14 protein-coding genes and 1 riboswitch are annotated in these 18,372 nt (G+C 74.1%); of the genes, 6 read left to right on the top strand and 8 right to left on the bottom strand.

Annotated elements, in window-relative coordinates; all coding sequences use genetic code 11:
• Positions 1–6: 6 nt before the first annotated feature.
• Complete coding sequence (locus ACLJT4_RS04625; RefSeq protein WP_411121117.1) at positions 7–1,164, bottom strand: ABC transporter ATP-binding protein; 1,158 nt, start codon at positions 1,162–1,164, stop codon at positions 7–9.
• A gap of 188 nt (positions 1,165–1,352) precedes the next feature.
• Between ACLJT4_RS04625 and ACLJT4_RS04620 the strand changes: the two genes are divergently transcribed.
• The gene (locus ACLJT4_RS04620) at positions 1,353–2,294 is read left to right on the top strand and encodes an NADP-dependent oxidoreductase (RefSeq protein ID WP_411121116.1); all 942 of its coding nucleotides are present in this window, start codon (positions 1,353–1,355) and stop codon (positions 2,292–2,294) included.
• 30 nt (positions 2,295–2,324) lie between these two features.
• On the opposite strand, the gene ACLJT4_RS04615 is transcribed toward ACLJT4_RS04620, so the two are convergent.
• From ACLJT4_RS04615 to tsaD, 3 genes are all read right to left on the bottom strand, one after another.
• Entirely contained in the window at positions 2,325–3,398 is a 1,074-nt protein-coding gene (locus ACLJT4_RS04615) for a hypothetical protein (protein WP_411121115.1), read from the bottom strand.
• A 191-nt stretch (positions 3,399–3,589) separates the two neighbouring features.
• Positions 3,590–4,606, bottom strand: a complete 1,017-nt coding sequence (locus ACLJT4_RS04610) for a cation diffusion facilitator family transporter (RefSeq protein ID WP_411121114.1) — start codon at positions 4,604–4,606, stop codon at positions 3,590–3,592.
• A gap of 238 nt (positions 4,607–4,844) precedes the next feature.
• Positions 4,845–5,918: a tRNA (adenosine(37)-N6)-threonylcarbamoyltransferase complex transferase subunit TsaD gene (gene tsaD, locus ACLJT4_RS04605; protein WP_411121113.1), complete on the bottom strand. Its 1,074-nt coding sequence runs from the start codon at positions 5,916–5,918 to the stop codon at positions 4,845–4,847.
• Between the two features lie 223 nt (positions 5,919–6,141).
• Here tsaD and cbiE point away from each other — a divergent pair, with 223 nt between their 5' ends.
• The 3 genes from cbiE (at position 6,142) to ACLJT4_RS04590 (ending at position 8,716) form a co-directional block, all read left to right on the top strand.
• Positions 6,142–7,443, top strand: a complete 1,302-nt coding sequence (gene cbiE, locus ACLJT4_RS04600; protein WP_411121112.1) for a precorrin-6y C5,15-methyltransferase (decarboxylating) subunit CbiE — start codon at positions 6,142–6,144, stop codon at positions 7,441–7,443.
• Between the two features lie 22 nt (positions 7,444–7,465).
• Positions 7,466–8,233, top strand: a complete 768-nt coding sequence (gene cobM / locus ACLJT4_RS04595; RefSeq protein WP_411121111.1) for a precorrin-4 C(11)-methyltransferase — start codon at positions 7,466–7,468, stop codon at positions 8,231–8,233.
• A gap of 141 nt (positions 8,234–8,374) precedes the next feature.
• Entirely contained in the window at positions 8,375–8,716 is a 342-nt protein-coding gene (locus tag ACLJT4_RS04590; protein WP_411121110.1) for a hypothetical protein, read from the top strand.
• 81 nt (positions 8,717–8,797) lie between these two features.
• Here the strand turns inward: ACLJT4_RS04590 and ACLJT4_RS04585 are convergent, their stop codons facing one another.
• Complete coding sequence (locus tag ACLJT4_RS04585) at positions 8,798–9,961, bottom strand: cobalt-precorrin-5B (C(1))-methyltransferase (RefSeq protein WP_233657169.1); 1,164 nt, start codon at positions 9,959–9,961, stop codon at positions 8,798–8,800.
• A 17-nt stretch (positions 9,962–9,978) separates the two neighbouring features.
• On the opposite strand from ACLJT4_RS04585, the gene ACLJT4_RS04580 reads away from it, so the two are divergent.
• Entirely contained in the window at positions 9,979–10,749 is a 771-nt protein-coding gene (locus ACLJT4_RS04580) for a cobalt-precorrin-6A reductase (protein ID WP_411121109.1), read from the top strand.
• A 14-nt stretch (positions 10,750–10,763) separates the two neighbouring features.
• On the opposite strand, the gene ACLJT4_RS04575 is transcribed toward ACLJT4_RS04580, so the two are convergent.
• From ACLJT4_RS04575 to cobG, 3 genes are read right to left on the bottom strand one after another with little or no spacing between them, the layout of a single operon-like run.
• On the bottom strand, positions 10,764–12,329 hold the full coding sequence (locus ACLJT4_RS04575) for a precorrin-2 C(20)-methyltransferase (RefSeq protein WP_411121108.1): 1,566 nt from the start codon (positions 12,327–12,329) through the stop codon (positions 10,764–10,766).
• Positions 12,330–12,331: 2 nt separating this feature from the next.
• The gene (locus tag ACLJT4_RS04570; protein ID WP_044376979.1) at positions 12,332–12,964 is read right to left on the bottom strand and encodes a precorrin-8X methylmutase; all 633 of its coding nucleotides are present in this window, start codon (positions 12,962–12,964) and stop codon (positions 12,332–12,334) included.
• Positions 12,961–14,469, bottom strand: a complete 1,509-nt coding sequence (gene cobG / locus ACLJT4_RS04565; RefSeq protein ID WP_411121107.1) for a precorrin-3B synthase — start codon at positions 14,467–14,469, stop codon at positions 12,961–12,963. The genes ACLJT4_RS04570 and cobG overlap by 4 nt, the downstream gene beginning before the upstream one ends.
• 85 nt (positions 14,470–14,554) lie before the next feature.
• Positions 14,555–14,707, top strand: a riboswitch (cobalamin riboswitch).
• Positions 14,708–14,739: 32 nt separating this feature from the next.
• On the opposite strand from cobG, the gene cobN reads away from it, so the two are divergent.
• Positions 14,740–18,342 carry a cobaltochelatase subunit CobN gene (cobN, locus tag ACLJT4_RS04560; RefSeq protein ID WP_411121676.1) on the top strand — a complete coding sequence of 1,201 codons (3,603 nt, stop codon included), beginning with the start codon at positions 14,740–14,742 and terminating at the stop codon, positions 18,340–18,342.
• Positions 18,343–18,372 lie beyond the last annotated feature (30 nt).

Here is an 18,372-nt window from a genome sequence, read left to right as displayed (position 1 = left end):
CGCCCCTCATTCCGTCGGGACCGAGTCCACCTCCGGCCGTCCCCGCGACACCTCACGGTCCTCCGGGGTGATGGTGCGGCGCAGCGCCTCGTGCAGGGCGGTCGGGGTCAGGACGCCCAAGAAGCGCCGACCGTCCAGGACCGCGATCCAACCGGCGTCGTGCTTCAGCATTTCGCTGAACGCCGCCTTGAGGGTTCCGGACGCCGGGATCCACGCCTCCATCCGCCGCGCATGGTCCGCCACGGTTCCCCCGGCGCCCGCCAGACGCTCGGTGCCCACCCAGCCGTGCAGCGCCCCGTCGGCGTCCAGCACCACCGCCCAGCGCGCTCCTTCGGCCCGCAGCCGGGCCACTGCCTCCGCGGCCGGCTCGGCGAGCCGGGCGAACGGCGGGCGCTCCAGGTCGGCGCGGTCGATGGCGGTCACCGAGAGTTGCTTCAACGCCCGGTCGGCGCCCACGAATTCGGCGACGTAGGGCGTGGCGGGTGCGCCCAGCACCCGCGCCGGGGTGTCGAACTGCTCGATCCGCCCGTCGCCGTAGACGGCGATCCGGTCGCCGAGCCGGATGGCCTCCTCGATGTCGTGGGTGACCAGCAGCACCGTCTTGTGCATGGTGGCCTGGAGCCGCAGGAACTCCTTCTGGAGGCGGTCCCGGACGACCGGGTCGACGGCGCCGAACGGCTCGTCCATCAGCAGCACCGGCGGATCGGCCGCCAGGGCGCGGGCCACCCCGACCCGCTGGCGCTGACCACCGGAGAGCTGATCGGGGTAGCGCGTGCCGTAGACGCCCGGATCCAGCCCGACCAGGTCGAGGAGTTCGGCGGCCCGCTCCCGCGCTTTGGCCCGCTTCCAGCCGGTCAGGACGGGCACGGTCGCGGTGTTGTCGAGGACGGTGCGGTGCGGGAAGAGCCCGGTCTGCTGGATGACGTAGCCGATCCCGCGGCGCAGTCGGACCGGGTCGACACCGGACACGTCCGCGTCGTCAACGAAGATCCGTCCACTCGTGGGGTCGATCAGCCGGTTCACCATCATCATCGTCGTCGTCTTGCCGCACCCGGACGGTCCGACCAAGGTGACCAGCTCACCCTCGTCGACGTCGAACGAGAGGTCGTCGACAGCGGTGGTCCCGTCGGGATAGCGCTTGGTGACCGACTCGAACCGGATCATTGCGCCATTGAATCCCGCTGCCCCGGACCGGTCCCGTCATGCGGGCAATCGAGTGGGGAAACGGAACGGGGACGGGGGCCGTACGAGTTGCTTCCGGGGCACCGCCTCCCGTCCTGCCGCGCCCGGCCCGGCCGGCGTGCTTACGATCCACTCCGGCCGCTCCTCGGAAGGGTGGAAGGGAACGCCACATGAGAGCCGTAGCAGTCAACGCCTTCGGTGCGGACCCGCAGCTCATGGAGCTGCCGCAGCCTGAGCCGGGGCCCGGTGAGGTTCTGGTGCGGCTGGCCGCCGCCGGGCTCAACCCCGTCGACTGGAAGCTCGCCGACGGCATGTTCGGGGAGGCCGTCCACGCGAAGTTCCCGCTGGTGCTGGGGGCGGACGGGGCCGGTGAGGTGGTCGCGGTCGGGAGTGGTGTGCGGCGCTTCACCGTCGGGGATCCGGTGTTCGGCCAGTTCCAGCGGCCGGATCGGGGCGGCGGTTCGTACGCCGAATTCGCCGTGGCCGAGGAGGGCGCCATCGCCCTGGCCGCCCGCAGCGTCACCTACGCCACCTCCGCCGCCGTTCCGACGGCCGGGATGACCGCCTACAACCTGGTCGAGGAGACCCGGATCGGCGAGGGCCGGCAGGTGCTGATCGTGGGCGCCACCGGCGGGGTCGGCACCTTCGTGACCCAGATCGCGGCCGGCCGCGGCGCGGAGGTGATCGCCACCGCCCGTCCGGCCAAGGCGGAGTTGATGCGCACGCTGGGGGCCGCGGAGACCGTCGATCACACCGCGGGGCCGATCGCCGACCAGGTCCTGGCGAGCCGTCCGGACGGGGTGGACGTGCTGATCGACATGACCAGCGACGCGGCGGGGTTCGTCGAGCTGACCCGGACCGTGCGGGACGGCGGTGTGGCGGTCTCGCTGATCGGCTCCGCCGACGCCGACGTCCTCACCGAGCACAACCTGCGTGGCTTCAACTTCGTCAACCGCCCCTCCCCGCAGCTCCTGGAGATCCTCGCCGGCCACCTCGACGCGGGCCGCCTGACGGTCCTGGTGGGGCTCGAAGTCCCCTTGGAGGAGGCCCCCGAAGCGCTGGCCGCCAGCCGCACCGGGCGGGCGCAGGGCAAGACGGTCCTGGCGATCTGAGGGCACCCGCCCCCGGTCCCGAGCGGGCCGTCACCGGCGTGGACGGTCCTCGGCGGGCCCGCGCCGGCCACCACGACGCACGCTCCGCACGCCGGGGCACGCCGTCCACCAGGGCACCGCGTCGCCCTGACGGGTCGACGGCACGGCGCGACGGAGGCGGACCGTCAGCGGGCCCGCGACGGCCAGGGCGATGGTGACCGCCGCCGCGCCGACCGTGGTCCAGGCGCCGGAACGCAGGGAGGCGGTCAGGGCATCGGTGTAGGCGTCGGCGGCGGGGCGCGGGACGGTGGCCGGCAACGCGTCCAGGAGGCGGGCCCGGAGCAGTGCCAGTGCCGTGGTCAGGAGCGCGCAGGCGACCGCGCAGCCGACCGCCGTGCAGATCAGCGCCCGGCGGCGACGTCGGGTCAGCAGCAGACCGGTCAGCAGGCAGAGCCCGGCGGCCGGCGGCAGGAACAGCGCACCGGTGCGTGCGGCCTGGAAGCCGGTCCGCAGGCGCGGCACGTCGGGGGACTTCAGCAGCACGATCGAGGCGCCGGTGGGCGGCACCCGGCGGACGATGTCGATGCCCAGCCCGTTGCCGGACAGCTGGTGCCGGACGCGCTCGATGACCGGCGAGAGGTCGAGGGTGACGGGGGCGTCGCCGGAGGCGGTCAGCGTGCCGTCCAGGGTGCGGTGGGCGGTGCGGTGCACGCCGGTCCACATCGCGGGGAAGGTGCGCCCGGTGACGACCTGGCGCACCTGTTTGTCGACGAACTCGCGGATGCCGCGGGTGAACTTCCGCCGCAGTGCCGGTCGTTCGGTGCGGGGCACCACCTTGAGCAGGCCGTCCAGCCGCACGTGCGGCATCACGCCGTCGGTGACGTCCCGGACGATGGCGTCCTGGACGGCGGGGTTCCCGGCGAGCGGGGCGACTGCGGCCACGTAGCGCTCGGTGTCGGTGAGTTCGGCGCGGGCCCAGAGGGCGGCCAGGCTCAGTGGCAGCAACAGGGTTCCGACCAGCAGCAGCGCGGTGCCGACCAACGAGCGGGCCCGCTGCGGTCGCCTTGGAGGGCAGCGCGCCGCCGTCACCCGTCCGTCGGCGCGTGCGGGTGCACTCGCGGACATGCGTCCCGGTCCTTCCTGCGACGGCGATGGCTGCCATCTCCAGGCAAGTCCGTACGCTGGTCGGCCGCGAGCGGGACGGGTGCCAATGGGTGACCGCGTGGGCGAGCGGGCGCACGGGTGACCCGGCGCCGGGGCGGGCCCGCGCGCTGCTCAGCCGGGTGCCCGCTGCTTCGCCGCGCGGCGGCGGCCGGTCAGTGCCGGTGCGGTCCCGGGCGGTGGACGGGGCCGTGGGAGTCGTCGCAGTGGCTGCCGGAGGGGTGCTCGGGGGAGGGCCGCGGGCCCAGGGTCAGCAGCTCGTCCTCGTCCTGTTCGCCGAGGTGGTCGACCTGGAGCGTGGCGTGGGTGATGCCGTACTCGGTGTGCAGCAGCTCCTGAAGGCTGCGGCGGACCTTGTGGCAGTCGCCCGCCGGGGCGACCAGGATGTGCGCGGAGAGCGCGGGCTGCCCCGAGGTGATCTGCCAGATGTGCAGGTCGTGCACCTCGACGACCTGGTCGGCGGCGACCAGGTGATCGCCCAGCGCGTCCGGGTCGATGCCGGCCGGCGCCGCCTCCATGAAGATCCGGCCGGACTCCCGCACCAGCCCCGTGCCGGCCTTCAGCATCAGCGCGACGACGACGAGCGAGGCGATCGCGTCGGCCTGCTGGAAGCCGGTGGTCAGCACGACGAGACCGGAGATCGCGGTGGCGATGAAGCCGAACAGGTCGGTGAGGATGTGCTGGTAGGCGCCCTCGACGTTCAAGCTGGAGCGGTTGGCCTTCGACAGGAACCAGGTGCAGATCAGGTTCACCACCACACCGGACAGCGCGGTGATGACCACCAGCCCGCCGGTGACCTCGGGCGGCGAGATCAGCCGCTGGACCGCCTCGTAGGCCAGCCAGAGGGAGAGCACGAGCAGGGTGATGCCGTTGGCCTGCGCGGAGAGGATCTCGGCGCGCTTGAGGCCGTAGGTGTACCCGCCCCGTGCGGGCTTCGCGGCCAACCGCATCGCGACCAGCGCCAGCACGATCGACACCGCGTCGGTGAGCATGTGGGCGGCGTCCGAGATCAGCGCGAGTGATTGCGCCAGGAAACCGATGACGACCTCGATCGCCATGTAGGCGCTGAGCAGGATCAGCGCGGCCCGCAGCCAGCGCCGATCGGCGTCCGGGGACACGGCATGGGTGTGGCTGTGTGCATGGCTGTGCCCGCCGTGGGCGTGCTCGGACATGGGCGCGCTCCTTCTCCTGGCTTCACCTTGCTCCTCGCAGCGAAGCAAACCGCACTTCGACAAAAGATCCAAAGGCTGCACCGGTGACCGTTGTCATTACCGTCAAACGGGCTATCGTTCCTGGTCAGAGCGGTGCGGCGGAGAGGCGTGAGCGGACGGACACGGTCCGGTCCGGTGCGCTCCGTGCGGTGGTCGTCCCTCGTTTCACGTGAAACGAGCTGCCGGCTACCGGCGGCCGTCAGGCGGCCCGTGCACGGCCCGTGGCGACGGGGTGCAGCGCCGCGTACGCCAGAGGTGCCGACGGATCGATGGACACGTCGAGCGGCGCCGGTGCGGCGCCGGCCCGGACGAGCAGGTCGCCGACGGCCGCGATCATTGCGCCGTTGTCCGTGCACAGCCCCAGCGGCGGGACCCGCAGGGCGATGCCGGCGGCGGCACAGCGCTCCTCGGCCAGCGCGCGCACCCGGGAGTTGGCCGCCACGCCGCCGACCACCACCAGCGTGCCGACGCCGTACTCGGTGCAGGCGGCGACCGCCTTGCGGGTCAGTACGTCGGCGACGGCCTCTTGCAGCGCGGCCGCGCCGTCGGCGACCGGCAACGGACGGCCCGCGGCGCGGTGCGTCTCCGCCCAGCGCGCCGCCGCCGTCTTCAACCCCGAGAAGGAGAACGCGAACCGCTTCTCGGCCGGGCCCGTGGTGAGCGGGCGGGGAAAGTGGACAGCGCGCGGATCCCCCTCGCGCGCTGTCCGGTCGATGGCCGGACCGCCCGGGTAGGGCAGTCCGAAGACCCGCGCGACCTTGTCGAAGCACTCGCCGGCGGCGTCGTCCACCGTGTCGCCGAGGTGCACGATCGGGTCGCGGGCCAGGTCCCGTACGAGCAGCAGCGACGTGTGCCCGCCGGAGACGATCAACACCACGCAGGGGTCGGGCAGCGGACCGTGCGCGAGGGTGTCGGCGGCGACGTGGCCGGCGAGGTGGTGGACGCCGTAGAGCGGGACGCCCAGCGCGTACGCCAGACCTTTGGCCCCGGCCAGTCCCACCTGGAGCGCGCCGGAGAGTCCCGGTCCGGTGGTGACCGCCACCGCCCCGATGTCGGATGCCTGTAGGCCCGCGTCGGCCAGCGCGCCGCGCACCACGGGCGTCAGCGCGTGCAGGTGTGCCCGAGCGGCGATCTCCGGCACCACTCCGCCGAACCGCGCGTGCTCCGCCATGCTCGACGCGACGGTGTGCCCGAGCAGGCGCCCGTCCCGGACCAGGCCGGCGCCCGTCTCGTCGCAGGACGATTCGATGCCCAGCACCACCGGCGAGCCCATGGGCCGCACTCCTTCCGCGTCGCGTTCCGTGCCCTGGACAGTATTAGCAAGTAATTGCAAACAATGTGCAAGAAGGGTGGGGGTGGGCGCACCGGAGCGTGCCGGGAGACGTGCGCCCTCCCCGGGAGCCGGAGCCGCCGGGCCGGTCAGTAAAGTTCGGCACCCGTCCCCCGATCGCCCCGCGACCTCCGTTCGGTCCCTTCGTGCCCCGAGGTGCCCCGCAGTGACTCCCCCGCTCCCGCTCTCCGTCGTAGGCATCGGGGCCGATGGCTGGGAGGGACTGTCGCCGGCCGCACAGCGGGAGCTGGTCGCGGCCGAGGTGCTGATCGGCGGGGCGCGCCAGCTGGCGCTGCTGCCCGCGGAGTGCGCCGGGGAACGGGAGCCGTGGCCCTCGCCGCTGCGTCCCGCCGTGCCCGGGCTGCTCGCCGCCCACGCCGGACGCCGCGTCTGCGTGCTGGCCAGCGGGGACCCGATGTTCTACGGCATCGGCCGGACCCTGACCGAGGTGATGGCGCAGGACGCGGCGGTGCGGCGGCCGCTGCGCGTGGTGCCGCATCCGTCGTCCGCGGCGTACGCCTGCGCGCGACTGGGCTGGGCGGTGGAGGACACCGACGTCGTCACGCTGGTCGGCCGGCCGGTGGCGAACCTCGTGCGGGCGCTGCACGACGGACGGCGGGTCCTGGTGCTGTCCGCCGGGCCGGCGACGCCCGGTGAGGTCGCGGAGCTGCTGCGGGAACGGGGCTTCGGCCCGACCCGGATGCGGGTGCTCGAACAACTCGGCGGCGCCCGCGAGCGGGTGGTCGAGGGTCGGGCGGAGCGCTGGGACGCGCCCGCCGGCGATCCGCTCAACGTGATCGCCCTGGACTGCGTGCGGGCGCCGGACGCGCTCCGGCTGCCGGTCGTGCCCGGCCTCCCCGACGACGCCTACGAGCACGACGGCCAGTTGACCAAGCGTCATGTTCGGGCCGCCACCCTGGCCGCGCTGGCCCCCGCGCCCGGCGAGCTGCTCTGGGACATCGGCGGGGGGTCCGGCTCCATCGCCGTCGAATGGCTGCGCGCGCACCGCAGCTGTCGGGCGGTCAGCGTTGAACGGGACGTCGCGCGGGCGGCACGGATCGACCGCAACGCACGGGCGCTCGGCGTCCCGGCGCTGCGCGTGGTGCAGGGGGCCGCGCCCGCCGCACTGACCGGACTGCCGACGCCGGACGCGGTGTTCATCGGCGGCGGACTGACCGCCCCCGGCCTGGTGGACGCCTGCTGGGAGGCGCTGCCCCCGGGCGGACGGATCGTCGCGAACACCGTGACGCTGGAGTCCGAGGCGCTGCTCACGCAGTGGTACCGGCGGCACGGCGGCGAACTGGTGCGGCTCGCGGTCGCCCACGCGGTGCCGGTCGGCGGCTTCACGGGCTGGCGGCAGGCGATGCCGGTCACCCAGTGGTCGGCGGTCAAGCCCGGCTCGTCCTGCGCGCCGGACCCCGGCTCGCAGGAGGCCGCCGCGCCGCCACGCTCCCAGGACCCCTCGTAACCTCCCCAGGAGACCGACAGCCATGACCGTCTACTTCATCGGTGCGGGCCCCGGCGCCGCCGACCTGATCACCCTGCGCGGCGCCCGCACCCTCGCCTCCTGCGGGGTCTGCCTCTACGCGGGAAGCCTGGTGCCGCGCGAACTGCTCGCCGAGTGCCCGCCGGGGGCCCGGCTGATCGACACCGCGCACCTGGACCTGGACGCGATCACTGCGGAGCTGGTCCGCGCCCACGAGGAGGGCCAGGACGTGGCCCGGCTGCACTCCGGCGACCCGTCGGTGTTCAGTGCGGTGGCCGAGCAGATGCGGCGCCTGGACGCGGCGGGGGTGACGTACGAGGTCGTGCCCGGAGTACCCGCGTTCGCCGCGGCGGCCGCCGCGCTCAAACGCGAACTGACCGTGCCCACCGTCGGCCAGACCGTCATCCTCACCCGCGTCGCCCAGCGCGCCACCCCCATGCCCGACGGCGAGGACCTGGCCACTTTGGGGCGCAGTGGTGCGCTGCTGGTGCTGCACCTCGCCGCGATGTACGTGGACCGGATCGTCGACGAACTCCTGCCGTACTACGGTGCCGACTGCCCTGCGGCCGTCGTGGCGATGGCCTCGCGGCCCGACGAACTCGTCCTGCGCGGCACGCTCGGCGACATCGCCGACCAGGTGAAGGAGGCGGGCGTGGTCCGGACCGCCGTGATCATGGTCGGCCGCACGCTGGGCGCCGAGCAGTTCCGCGACAGCCACCTCTACTCGTCGGAGCGCGAGCGGCCGCACGCGCCCTGCGACGGCAGTGCCTGAGGCGACGTCAAACACGCTGTGCGGCAGACCTGTACGGCTGAATTGTATGACCGCATCGGGGTGAATATCTGTTTTCTGTTCGCGGAGGTCGGTAAGGAAGCTGCGACACCCAGGGGGGTTGACGCAAAGGAGCACGCCAGGATGCGTACCAGAATGGCCGCCACCGCGGTCGTCGCCGCGACCGTGCTGACCCTCACCGGCAGCACCGTCGCCACCGCCAGCGGCAAGGACACCCCGCGCCGGTCGAAGGACAGTCCCGTCAAGATGGCCGCCTGTGCCCTGGGCAGCGCGCTGGGCGCGCTGACCGGTGGGGACGACAGCTGCATGCGGGAGCGGATGGACCGCGCACGCGAGATGGCGGCGCGCAAGGCCCTTGGCGAGCGCCGTCGGTCCGAGGCGGGCCGCGAGGACGAGATGGGCCGCGAGGACGGCATGAGCCGTGAGGAAGGGCTCAGCCGCGGGGAGACACTGCCGCGGATGTGACGAGGGGCTGCACGGCGGGGCGTCGGATCCCGGCCATCGGGCCGGGGCGAGTTTCACGTGAAACATCCGGCGCCAGTCGCGCTAGCCTCCCGGCCCCCGTGACTCCGCCCGGCCCACCACCAGCCCCGCTCGATCGATGCAGATGACGTCGACGGCGACCGGCGCACCCCGCAGTACGGCCAGTGACGCGTCCCGTGCCGTGGCCGCCACCAGGTCGCCGAGGGGAACGCCGGCCGCCGCGCACAACTGGAGCGCGGCGAGGCCGGTGTTGGCCCCGGCCACCGCCTCGGCCAGCGCCTCGTCGGCGCCGCCCTGCCGCGCCAGTTCGGCGAGGAAGCCCTTGTCCACCTGGGACCGTGCCGAGTGCAGGTCCAGATGACCGGCCGCCAGTTTCGACAGCTTGGCGAAGCCGCCGCAGATCGTCAGCCGGTCGACGGGATGGCGGCGGACGTACTTGAGCACCGCCCCCGCGAAGTCCCCCATGTCCAGCAGCGCGTCCTCCGGCAGGTGGTGCAGGGCGACCGCGACCTTCTCCGACGTCGAGCCGGTGCACCCGGCGACGTGCCGTCGGCCCGCGGCGCGGGCCACGTCCACTCCGCGCCGGATCGAGTCGATCCACGCCGAGCAGGAGTACGGCACGACGATCCCGGTCGTCCCCAGGATCGACAGGCCGCCCAGAATGCCGAGGCGCGGATTCCAGGTGCTGCGGGCGATCTCCTCGCCGTGGTCGACGGAGATCTCCACTTCGACGTCCGCGGTGGCACCGCTGCCGGCGTGCTGCTGTGCGACGCGCGCCAGGTGCTCCCGGATCATCTGCCGCGGCACGGGATTGATGGCGGGTTCGCCGACGTCCAGCGGCAGTCCGGGGCGGGTGACCGTCCCCACGCCCGGACCGGCCGCGAAGACCACGCCGCTGCCGGCCGGCAGCGCCCGCACCGTGGCCCGCACCAACGCGCCGTGCGTCACGTCCGGATCGTCCCCGGCGTCCTTGACCACCCCGGCCATGGCGGTGGCCGGTCCCGCCCCGGCGCCGGTCAACTCCTCCACCGCGAGAGCGAAGGACGGCGTCTGCCCCTTCGGCAGAGTGATCGTCACCGGATCCGGGAACTCCCCGCGCAACAGCGCCGTGTACGCGGCCGTGCTGGCGGCCGTGGCGCACGCCCCCGTCGTCCAGCCGTGCCGCAGACCGGTGTGCGCGAGCTGCGCGCTCCGCCCTCCCGTACCCTTCGGTTGCGTTTCACCCACGGAGGAACCCGCCGCTCATGCCGACCTCACCCGTCCACGAACCCGTCCGCCAGGTGCTGATCCTCGGCGGCACCACGGAGGCCCGCCGCCTCGCCGCGGCCTTGGCGACGGAGCCGGGGGTGCGGGTGACGACCTCGCTGGCCGGCCGGGTGGCAACCCCCCGGCTGCCCGCCGGCGACGTGCGCATCGGTGGGTTCGGCGGCCCGGAGGGCCTCGCCCGCTGGTTGCGCGAGCACGCGGTGGACGCGCTCATCGACGCCACCCATCCTTTCGCCGACACGATCAGTTTCAACGCGGCCCAGGCCGCCGCCACCGCCCATGTTCCCCTGCTGGCCCTTCGCCGCCCCGGTTGGGACGCGCAGCCCGGGGACGTCTGGCACCCGGTCCGCTCCCTCACGGAGGCCGCCGCCGTCCTGCCCACCCTCGGTGACCGGGTTTTCCTCACCACCGGCCGAATGGGCCTCGCCCACTTCGCCCACCTCACGGACCCGTGGTTCCTGGTCCGCTCGGTGGATGCCCCCGAGCCCCCGCACCCGCCCCGGATGACGACCGTCCTGGACCGCGGCCCGTTCACCCTCGAAGGCGAACGGGAACTGCTCCGCCGGCACCGCATCGACGTGCTGGTGACGAAGGACAGCGGCGCCGCGGCGACCGCCCCGAAGCTGGCGGCCGCACGGGAGGCCGGGGTGCCGGTGGTGGTCGTCCGGCGACCGCCGGTCCCGGAGGGCGTGCCGGTGGCCGCCGAGCCGGGCGCGGCGGTGGACTGGGTGCGCACGCTCCTCGGCTGACGCCGCGCGGGCGGTCAGCGCTCGGGGTACCTGCGCGGCGTCCAGACCACCTCCGAGTCGTCCCCGCGCCGGACCCGCTGGGTCTGGGACGAGCCGACGAGCAGGATGGTGCGCATGTCGACCTGGGCGGGGTCGAGGTCGGTGAGCCGCACGGTGCGGAGCGATTCCTCGGGGCCGCCTATGTCGCGGGCGAGGATGACCGGGGTGTCCGGCGCGCGGTGCTCCAGCAGGACGTCCCGGGCCTTCGCCACCTGCCAGGTGCGGCTGCGGGAACCGGGGTTGTAGAGCGCCAGCGCCAGGTCGGCGGAGGCCGCCGCACGCAACCGTTCGGCGATCACCTCCCAGGGCTTGAGGCGATCGGAGAGCGAGAGCACCGCGTAGTCGTGGCCCAAGGGGGCGCCGGCGCGGGCGGCGGCGGCGTTGGCGGCCGTGACGCCCGGCAGCACGCGCACCGGAACGGAGCGGTAGGGCTCCTCCGACGCCACTTCCAGGACCGCTGTGGCCATGGCGAAGATGCCCGGGTCGCCGCCGGAGACCACGGCCACCCGGCGGCCGCGGCGGGCCAGGTCCAGGGCGAATTCGGCGCGTTCCGACTCGACCTTGTTGTCCGAGGGGTGCCGGTGCTGGCCGGGGCGCACCGGGACGCGGTCCAGGTACGTGGTGTAGCCGACGAGGTCGTCGGCGGCGGCGAGGGCGCCGCGGGACTCCGGGGTGAGCCAGCGCGGGCCGGCCGGGCCGGTGCCGACCACGACCACCTCACCGCGGTCCGCGGCCACCGGCTCCGGCTGCTGCGCGGCGGTGGCGATGCGGCTGGGCACCACCGCGACCGAGAAGTACGGCACGGAGTCGGCATCGACGTCGGAGAACGCGCCGGTGCGCTCCCCGGCCATGGTGGCGCGTTCGACGTAGCGGGCCTCGGTGAGCCGGCCGGAGCGCTCCAGTGCACGACGGACACCGGGGAAGGTGCGCCCGAGCTTCATCACGACGGCGGAGTCGGTGGCGCTCAGACGCGCCGTCAGCTCCTCCTCGGGCAGGGTGCCGGGCAGGACGGTCAGCACCTCGTCGGCCTCGGTGAGCGGGGTGCCCAGGCGGGCCGCGGCGGCACTGATGGAGGTGACGCCGGGGATGACCTCGGTCGGGTAGCGGTGGGCCAGCCGCTTGTGCATGTGCTGGTAGGAGCCGTAGAAGAACGGGTCGCCCTCGGAGATCACCGCGACGGTGCGGCCGGCGTCCAGGTGGGCCGCGAGGCGCGCCGCCGCCGCTTCGTAGAACTCGTCCAGGGCCCCGCGGTAGCCGCCGGGATGGTCGGTCGACTCGGTGGTGACCGGATAGACCAGGGCTTCCTCGATGTGGTCCGGGCGGATGTGCTGCGCTGCGATGGAGCGCGCGATCGACCGGCCGTGCCGGGCGCTGTGGTAGGCCACCACGTCGGCCCGGGCGATGACCTCCACCGCCCGCACGGTCATCAGGGACGGGTCGCCGGGGCCGAGGCCGACGCCGTAGAGGTGGCCGGTGGACCGCTCCGGGGACTGCGCGGCCGCCGGGTCCGTCGTGCCGCTGCTCGCCTGCTGCTCGCTCACGCCTACTCTTCCTCGCTCGCCAGGGCGTTGATCGCGGCCGCGGCCATGGCACTGCCGCCGCGCCGCCCGCGCACCACGATGTGATCCAGCTTCGACGGATGGTCGATCAGCGCGTCCTTGGATTCGGCCGCGCCTATGAAGCCGACCGGGATGCCGAGGACGGCGGCGGGGCGGGGCGCCCCCTCCTCGATCATTTCGAGGAACCGGAAGAGCGCGGTGGGCGCGTTGCCGAAGGCGACCACGGCGCCCTCCATCCGGTCCCGCCACAGTTCGAGGGCGGCAGCGCTGCGCGTGGTGCCCATCCGCGCGGCGAGTTCCGGGACCGACGGGTCGCCGAGGGTGCACAGCACCTCGTTGTCCGCCGGCAGCCGCTTGCGGGTCACCCCGCTGGCGACCATCGTGGCGTCGCACAGGATCGGCGCACCGGCCCGCAGCGCGGCGCGCGCACTGGCCACGACGCCCGGGGTGAAGGCCAGATCGCGGACGAGATCGACCATGCCGCAGGCGTGGATCATCCGAACGGCGACCCGGCTGACGTCGGCGGGCAGTGCGGAGAGATCCGCCTCGGCGCGGATGGTGGCGAAGGACTGGCGGTAGATGGCCGCCCCGTCCTTTTCGTAGTCGAACGCGGTCACTGGGGCCTCGGGGTGGTGGGTTGAGGGGTGGAGGAGAGCGGGGCAGCCGGAGGGGCGGCGGATGCGCTCGGCGTTTCACGTGAAACGACGCCCGGCCGGGGCGTTTCACGTGAAACGGTGCCCGGCCCGGCTGTTTCACGTGAAACCGGCGGTCGGGCAAGGGAGTTGGGAGGCATCGCGATGGTCCGATAGCCGTCGGGCGTCGCCAGCACGTCGACCCAGGCACCGTGCGGATGGCCGCACCGCCGCTCGCAGCCCGACCAGTGCACGGGCAGTCCGACGGGCGCACCCGAACCGTCCGCCGGAACCGTTTCGCCCCCGGCGAGCACGCCCGCCGCATCGCTCCGCACGTCGGTGAGGGACTTGGCGCAGCCGGGCAGGCCGGTGCAGGCGGTGACCCGGCGCCAGGGGGATGTCGGGTCGGTGATCAGGCCGGCGGCGGCGAACTCGCGCAGCCGCCGGTGCGCCGGTGCGGCGGCCAGGCCGGGGACGACGACACCGCGCCAGGGCGTGAGGCGCAGTTCGCCGTCGCCGTCCGCGGCGGCGGTCGCGGTCAGCAGCCGCCACTGGGCCGCGGTCAGCCGGCCGAGCGGAGCCAGGACGGCCAGCGCACGGCGACCGTCGGGCCCCTCGACCGGGCCGGGGGCGGTGGCGTCGGCGTAGTGCGCGGCCGACCCCGGGACGGGGGCGGCCGGATGTTCCACGTGCTCCGCGGCGATGCCCGCGGCCCGCAGCGCACGCTGCACCTCCTGGGCGGTCAGCGCTCCTGCGGTGGGGAGCTCACGGACGCGCCAGGCGCCGCTGCCGCGCTCCGCGGCGGCGGCCAGGAAGACCTCGGCGGCCGTCAGGGCCGCCCGCGGGGCGGCGTCCGCCGCGATCCGCAGTGCAGCCCGGTCGTCGCCGACCCGGAGCAGTGCTCCCCACCCGGACGCGGCGCCCGGCGCGTACCCGGCGGCCGGTGGGGCCTGTCGACCGGATTCTGCGAGCAAGGTCACATCGCCGCCCAGGCCCGCCACGTCGCCCCGACCGTCGTCGAGGACGAACAGGAAGCGGCCCGAAAGCCCCGTCGCGGCGTCGCTCGCACACAGCAGCGCGTCCAGGCTGCGGGCCCACAACCGCACGTCGGAGGGGGTGTGCCGGTCCAGTCCGGCCAGCGGCGAGGCCAGTACGTTGCGGATCCGCTCATGGCGTACGGACGGCAGCAGCCCGGCGTCGGCGAGGAGGTCGGCGAGGTGCCGGCCGCCGTCGTCGGGCAGGCCGCGCAGTTCGACGTTGCCGCGGGAGGTGAGCGAGAGGTGCCCGTCGCCGAGGCGTTCCGCGGCGTCCGCCAGGGCGGTGGCCTGGCGGACCGTCAAGTCCCCTGCGGGGAGCCGCACTCGGGCCAGGTTCCCGTCGGCGGCGGAGTGCAGCCGCAGCGCTCCCGGGCAGGCGTCACCGCGGTCCCGAACGGGTGGTTCGGCCCGGTCGGGGCGTGGTGCGGGGGAGGGCGGCATGGCGGCGAGCATACCTACGTCGGTTTCGCCCGGAACCGTGGCGAGGGGGGCGTGGAGGGCGGCTGAGAAAGGCCCGCTCCCGCGGTGCGGCCGCAGCCCTTACTATGCAGGTCGGCGGGTCGGCTGACCCGCCGGACGCCAGCGACGGCGCCAAGGGAGGAAGCCCGGTGAGAATCCGGCGCGGTCCCGCCACTGTGAACCCGGCCACCGCCGGGTGAGCCAGGAACTCCCGCCGTCCATACGACCACCCGGGGCGTGGACACCCCGAGGAAGGGCTGCGCCGTGATCCTGCTGCTGTCGACGTCCGACACCGATCTGCTCAGCGCCCGGGCGGCCACGGGTCCCGTGCCGTACCGGCTCGCCAACCCCGCCCGCCTCGACGTCGCCGAACTCCCCGGGCTCCTTGAGGGCACCGACCTCGTCGTCGTCCGGCTGCTCGGCGGCATCCGCGCCTGGCAGGACGGCCTGGACGTGCTGCTGGCCGCGGGCCAGCACCGCCCGGTCGTCGTGCTCACCGGCGAACAGGCCCCCGACGCCCAGCTCATGGAGGCGTCCACGGTCCCGGTCGGCATCGCGGCCGAGGCGCACGCCTACCTCGCGCACGGCGGTCCGGCCAACCTCTCCCAGCTGGCCTGCTTCCTCAGCGACACCGTTCTGCTCAGCGGCCACGGCTTCGAGCCGCCCGCGGCCGCCCCGTCCTGGGGCCCGCTGGAGCGTCCGGCGTCGGAGGCGACCGGCCCGACCGTGGCGGTGCTCTACTACCGCGCCCACCACATGAGCGGCAACACCCGCTTCATCCACGACCTGTGCGACCAGGTCGAGCGGGCCGGCGGTCGCCCGCTGCCGCTGTACGTCGCCTCGCTGCGGGCCCCCGAGCCGGAGCTGATCGAGGAACTGCGCGCCGCCGACGTCATCGTCACCACCGTGCTGGCCGCGGGCGGCACCAAGCCCGCCGAAGCCTCCGCGGGCGGCGACGACGAATCCTGGGACGCCGGCGCGCTGACCGCCCTGGACGTGCCGATCCTGCAGGCGCTCTGCCTGACCGGGGCGCGCGCCGCCTGGGAGGAGAACGACGAGGGCCTCTCCCCGCTCGACGCCGCCTCGCAGATCGCCGTGCCGGAGTTCGACGGGCGCCTGATCACCGTGCCGTTCTCGTTCAAGGAGATCGACGAGGACGGGCTGCCGGTGTACGTCGCCGACGCCGAGCGGGCCGCCCGGGTCGCCGGGATCGCCGTCCGGCACGCCCGGCTGCGCCACATCCCGGCCGCCGAGAAGCGGCTGGCGCTGGTGCTGTCGGCGTACCCCACCAAGCACTCCCGGATCGGCAACGCGGTCGGTCTGGACACCCCGGCGAGCGCCGTCGCGCTGCTGCGCCGTCTGGAGGCCGAGGGCTACGACTTCGGTACCGAGCCGGTGCCCGGCCTGGCGTCCGGCGACGGCGACGAGCTGATCTACGCCCTCATCGAGGCCGGCGGCCACGACCAGGAGTGGCTGACCGAGGAGCAGTTGGCCCGCAATCCGGTCCGCATCCCGGCCGCCGACTACCGCCGCTGGTACGGCACCCTGCCGCAGGAACTGCGGGAGTCCGTGGAGGAGCACTGGGGCCCGCCGCCGGGCGAGATGTTCCTCGACCGCAGCCGCAACCCCGAGGGCGACATCGTGCTGGCCGCGCTGCGCCGCGGCAACCTGCTGATACTGATCCAGCCGCCGCGCGGTTTCGGCGAGAACCCGATCGCGATCTACCACGACCCCGATCTGCCGCCCTCGCACCACTACTTGGCGGCCTACCGCTGGATCGCCACCCCCACCGCCGACGGCGGGTTCGGCGCCGACGCCATGGTCCACCTCGGCAAGCACGGCAACCTGGAGTGGCTGCCCGGCAAGAACGCCGGCCTCTCCGCCGCCTGCGGTCCGGACGCGGCGCTCGGCGACCTGCCGCTCGTCTACCCGTTCCTGGTCAACGACCCGGGCGAGGGCACCCAGGCCAAGCGCCGGGTGCACGCCACGCTCGTCGACCACCTCGTGCCGCCGATGGCCCGCGCGGACTCCTACGGTGACATCGCCCGGCTTGAGCAACTGCTCGACGAGTACGCCGCGATCTCCTCGATGGACCCGGCCAAGCTGCCCGCCATCCGCGCGCAGATCTGGACCCTGATCCAGGCCGCCAAGCTCGACCACGACCTGGGCCTGGAGGCACGCCCGGACGACGACGGCTTCGACGACTTCCTGCTGCACGTCGACGGCTGGCTCTGCGAGGTGAAGGACGCGCAGATCCGCGACGGCCTGCACGTCCTGGGCGCCGCCCCGGTCGGCGAGGCCCGGGTCAACCTCGTGTTGGCGATCCTGCGCGCCCGGCAGATCTGGGGTGGCACCTCCGCGCTGCCCGGGCTGCGCGAGGCGCTCGGCCTGGACGAGTCGGCCGCGACCCGCACCGCCGCCGACGAAGCCGAGGCGGTCGCCCGCGGACTGGTCCAGGCCATGGAGGACGCGGAGTGGGACCCGGCCGCGGTGGCCCGGGTCGCCGCGGGGCACCCGACCGCGGTCGCGGACGTCCTCGACTTCGCCGCCCGGCAGGTCGTCCCGCGACTGGCCGGCACCACGGCCGAGGTCGACCACGCGGTGCACGCCCTGAACGGCGGGTTCGTTCCGGCCGGTCCGTCCGGCTCGCCGCTGCGCGGCCTGGTCAACGTCCTGCCGACCGGCCGCAACTTCTACTCCGTCGACCCCAAGGCCGTCCCGTCGCGGCTGGCCTGGGAGACCGGGCAGGCGCTCGCCGACTCGCTGCTGACCCGCTACCGCGAGGACAACGGTGACTGGCCGGAGTCGGTCGGCCTGTCCCTGTGGGGCACCAGCGCGATGCGCACCTCCGGCGACGACGTGGCGGAGGCGCTCGCGCTGCTGGGCGTCCGCCCCGTCTGGGACGACGCCTCGCGCCGGGTGACCGGTCTGGAGGCCGTCGAACTCGACGAGCTGGGCCGCCCCCGGATCGACGTCACCCTGCGCATCAGCGGATTCTTCCGGGACGCGTTCCCGCACGTCATCGGCCTGCTCGACGACGGGGTGCGGCTCGCCGCCGGCCTCGACGAGCCCGTCGACCGCAACTTCGTCCGGGCCCACGCCCAGGCGGACCTCGCCGCACACGGCGACGAACGCCGGGCCACCACCCGGATCTTCGGCTCCCGTCCCGGCACGTACGGCGCGGGCCTGCTCCAGCTCATCGACTCCCGCGACTGGCGCACCGACGCCGACCTCGCCGAGGTCTACACCGTCTGGGGCGGCTACGCCTACGGGCGCGGGCTGGAGGGCCGTCCGGCCCGGGAGGAGATGGAGACGGCGTACAAGCGCATCGCGGTGGCCGCCAAGAACACCGACACCCGCGAGCACGACATCGCCGACTCCGACGACTACTTCCAGTACCACGGCGGAATGGTCGCCACCGTCAAGGCGCTCAAGGGCAAGGCGCCCGAGGCGTACATCGGCGACTCGACCCGCCCCGAGACGGTCCGCACCAGGACGCTGGTGGAGGAGACCTCCCGGGTCTTCCGGGCCCGGGTCGTCAACCCCCGCTGGATCGAGGCGATGCGCCGCCACGGCTACAAGGGCGCCTTCGAACTCGCCGCCACCGTGGACTACTTGTTCGGCTACGACGCCACGACCGGGGTCGTCGCCGACTGGATGTACGACAAGCTCGCCCAGACCTACGTCCTGGACCCGGAGAACCGCGCGTTCCTCCAGGAGGCGAACCCCTGGGCGCTGCACGGAATCGCCGAGCGCCTCCTGGAGGCCGAGTCCCGCGGCATGTGGGAGAAGCCGGACGCGGAGACGCTGGCGGCGCTGCGCGAGGCGTTCCTGGAGACCGAGGGCGAGCTGGAGGGCGAGGACTGACAGCTCGGGGGCGTGACGGAGGGGCGGTGT

The organism is Streptomyces sp. x-19 (assembly GCF_046549115.1).
Classification (GTDB): Bacteria; Actinomycetota; Actinomycetes; order Streptomycetales; family Streptomycetaceae; genus Streptomyces; species Streptomyces albulus_C.
Note: the sequence above shows the minus strand (reverse complement) of the source record. Positions and strands in the feature narration are given on the sequence as shown.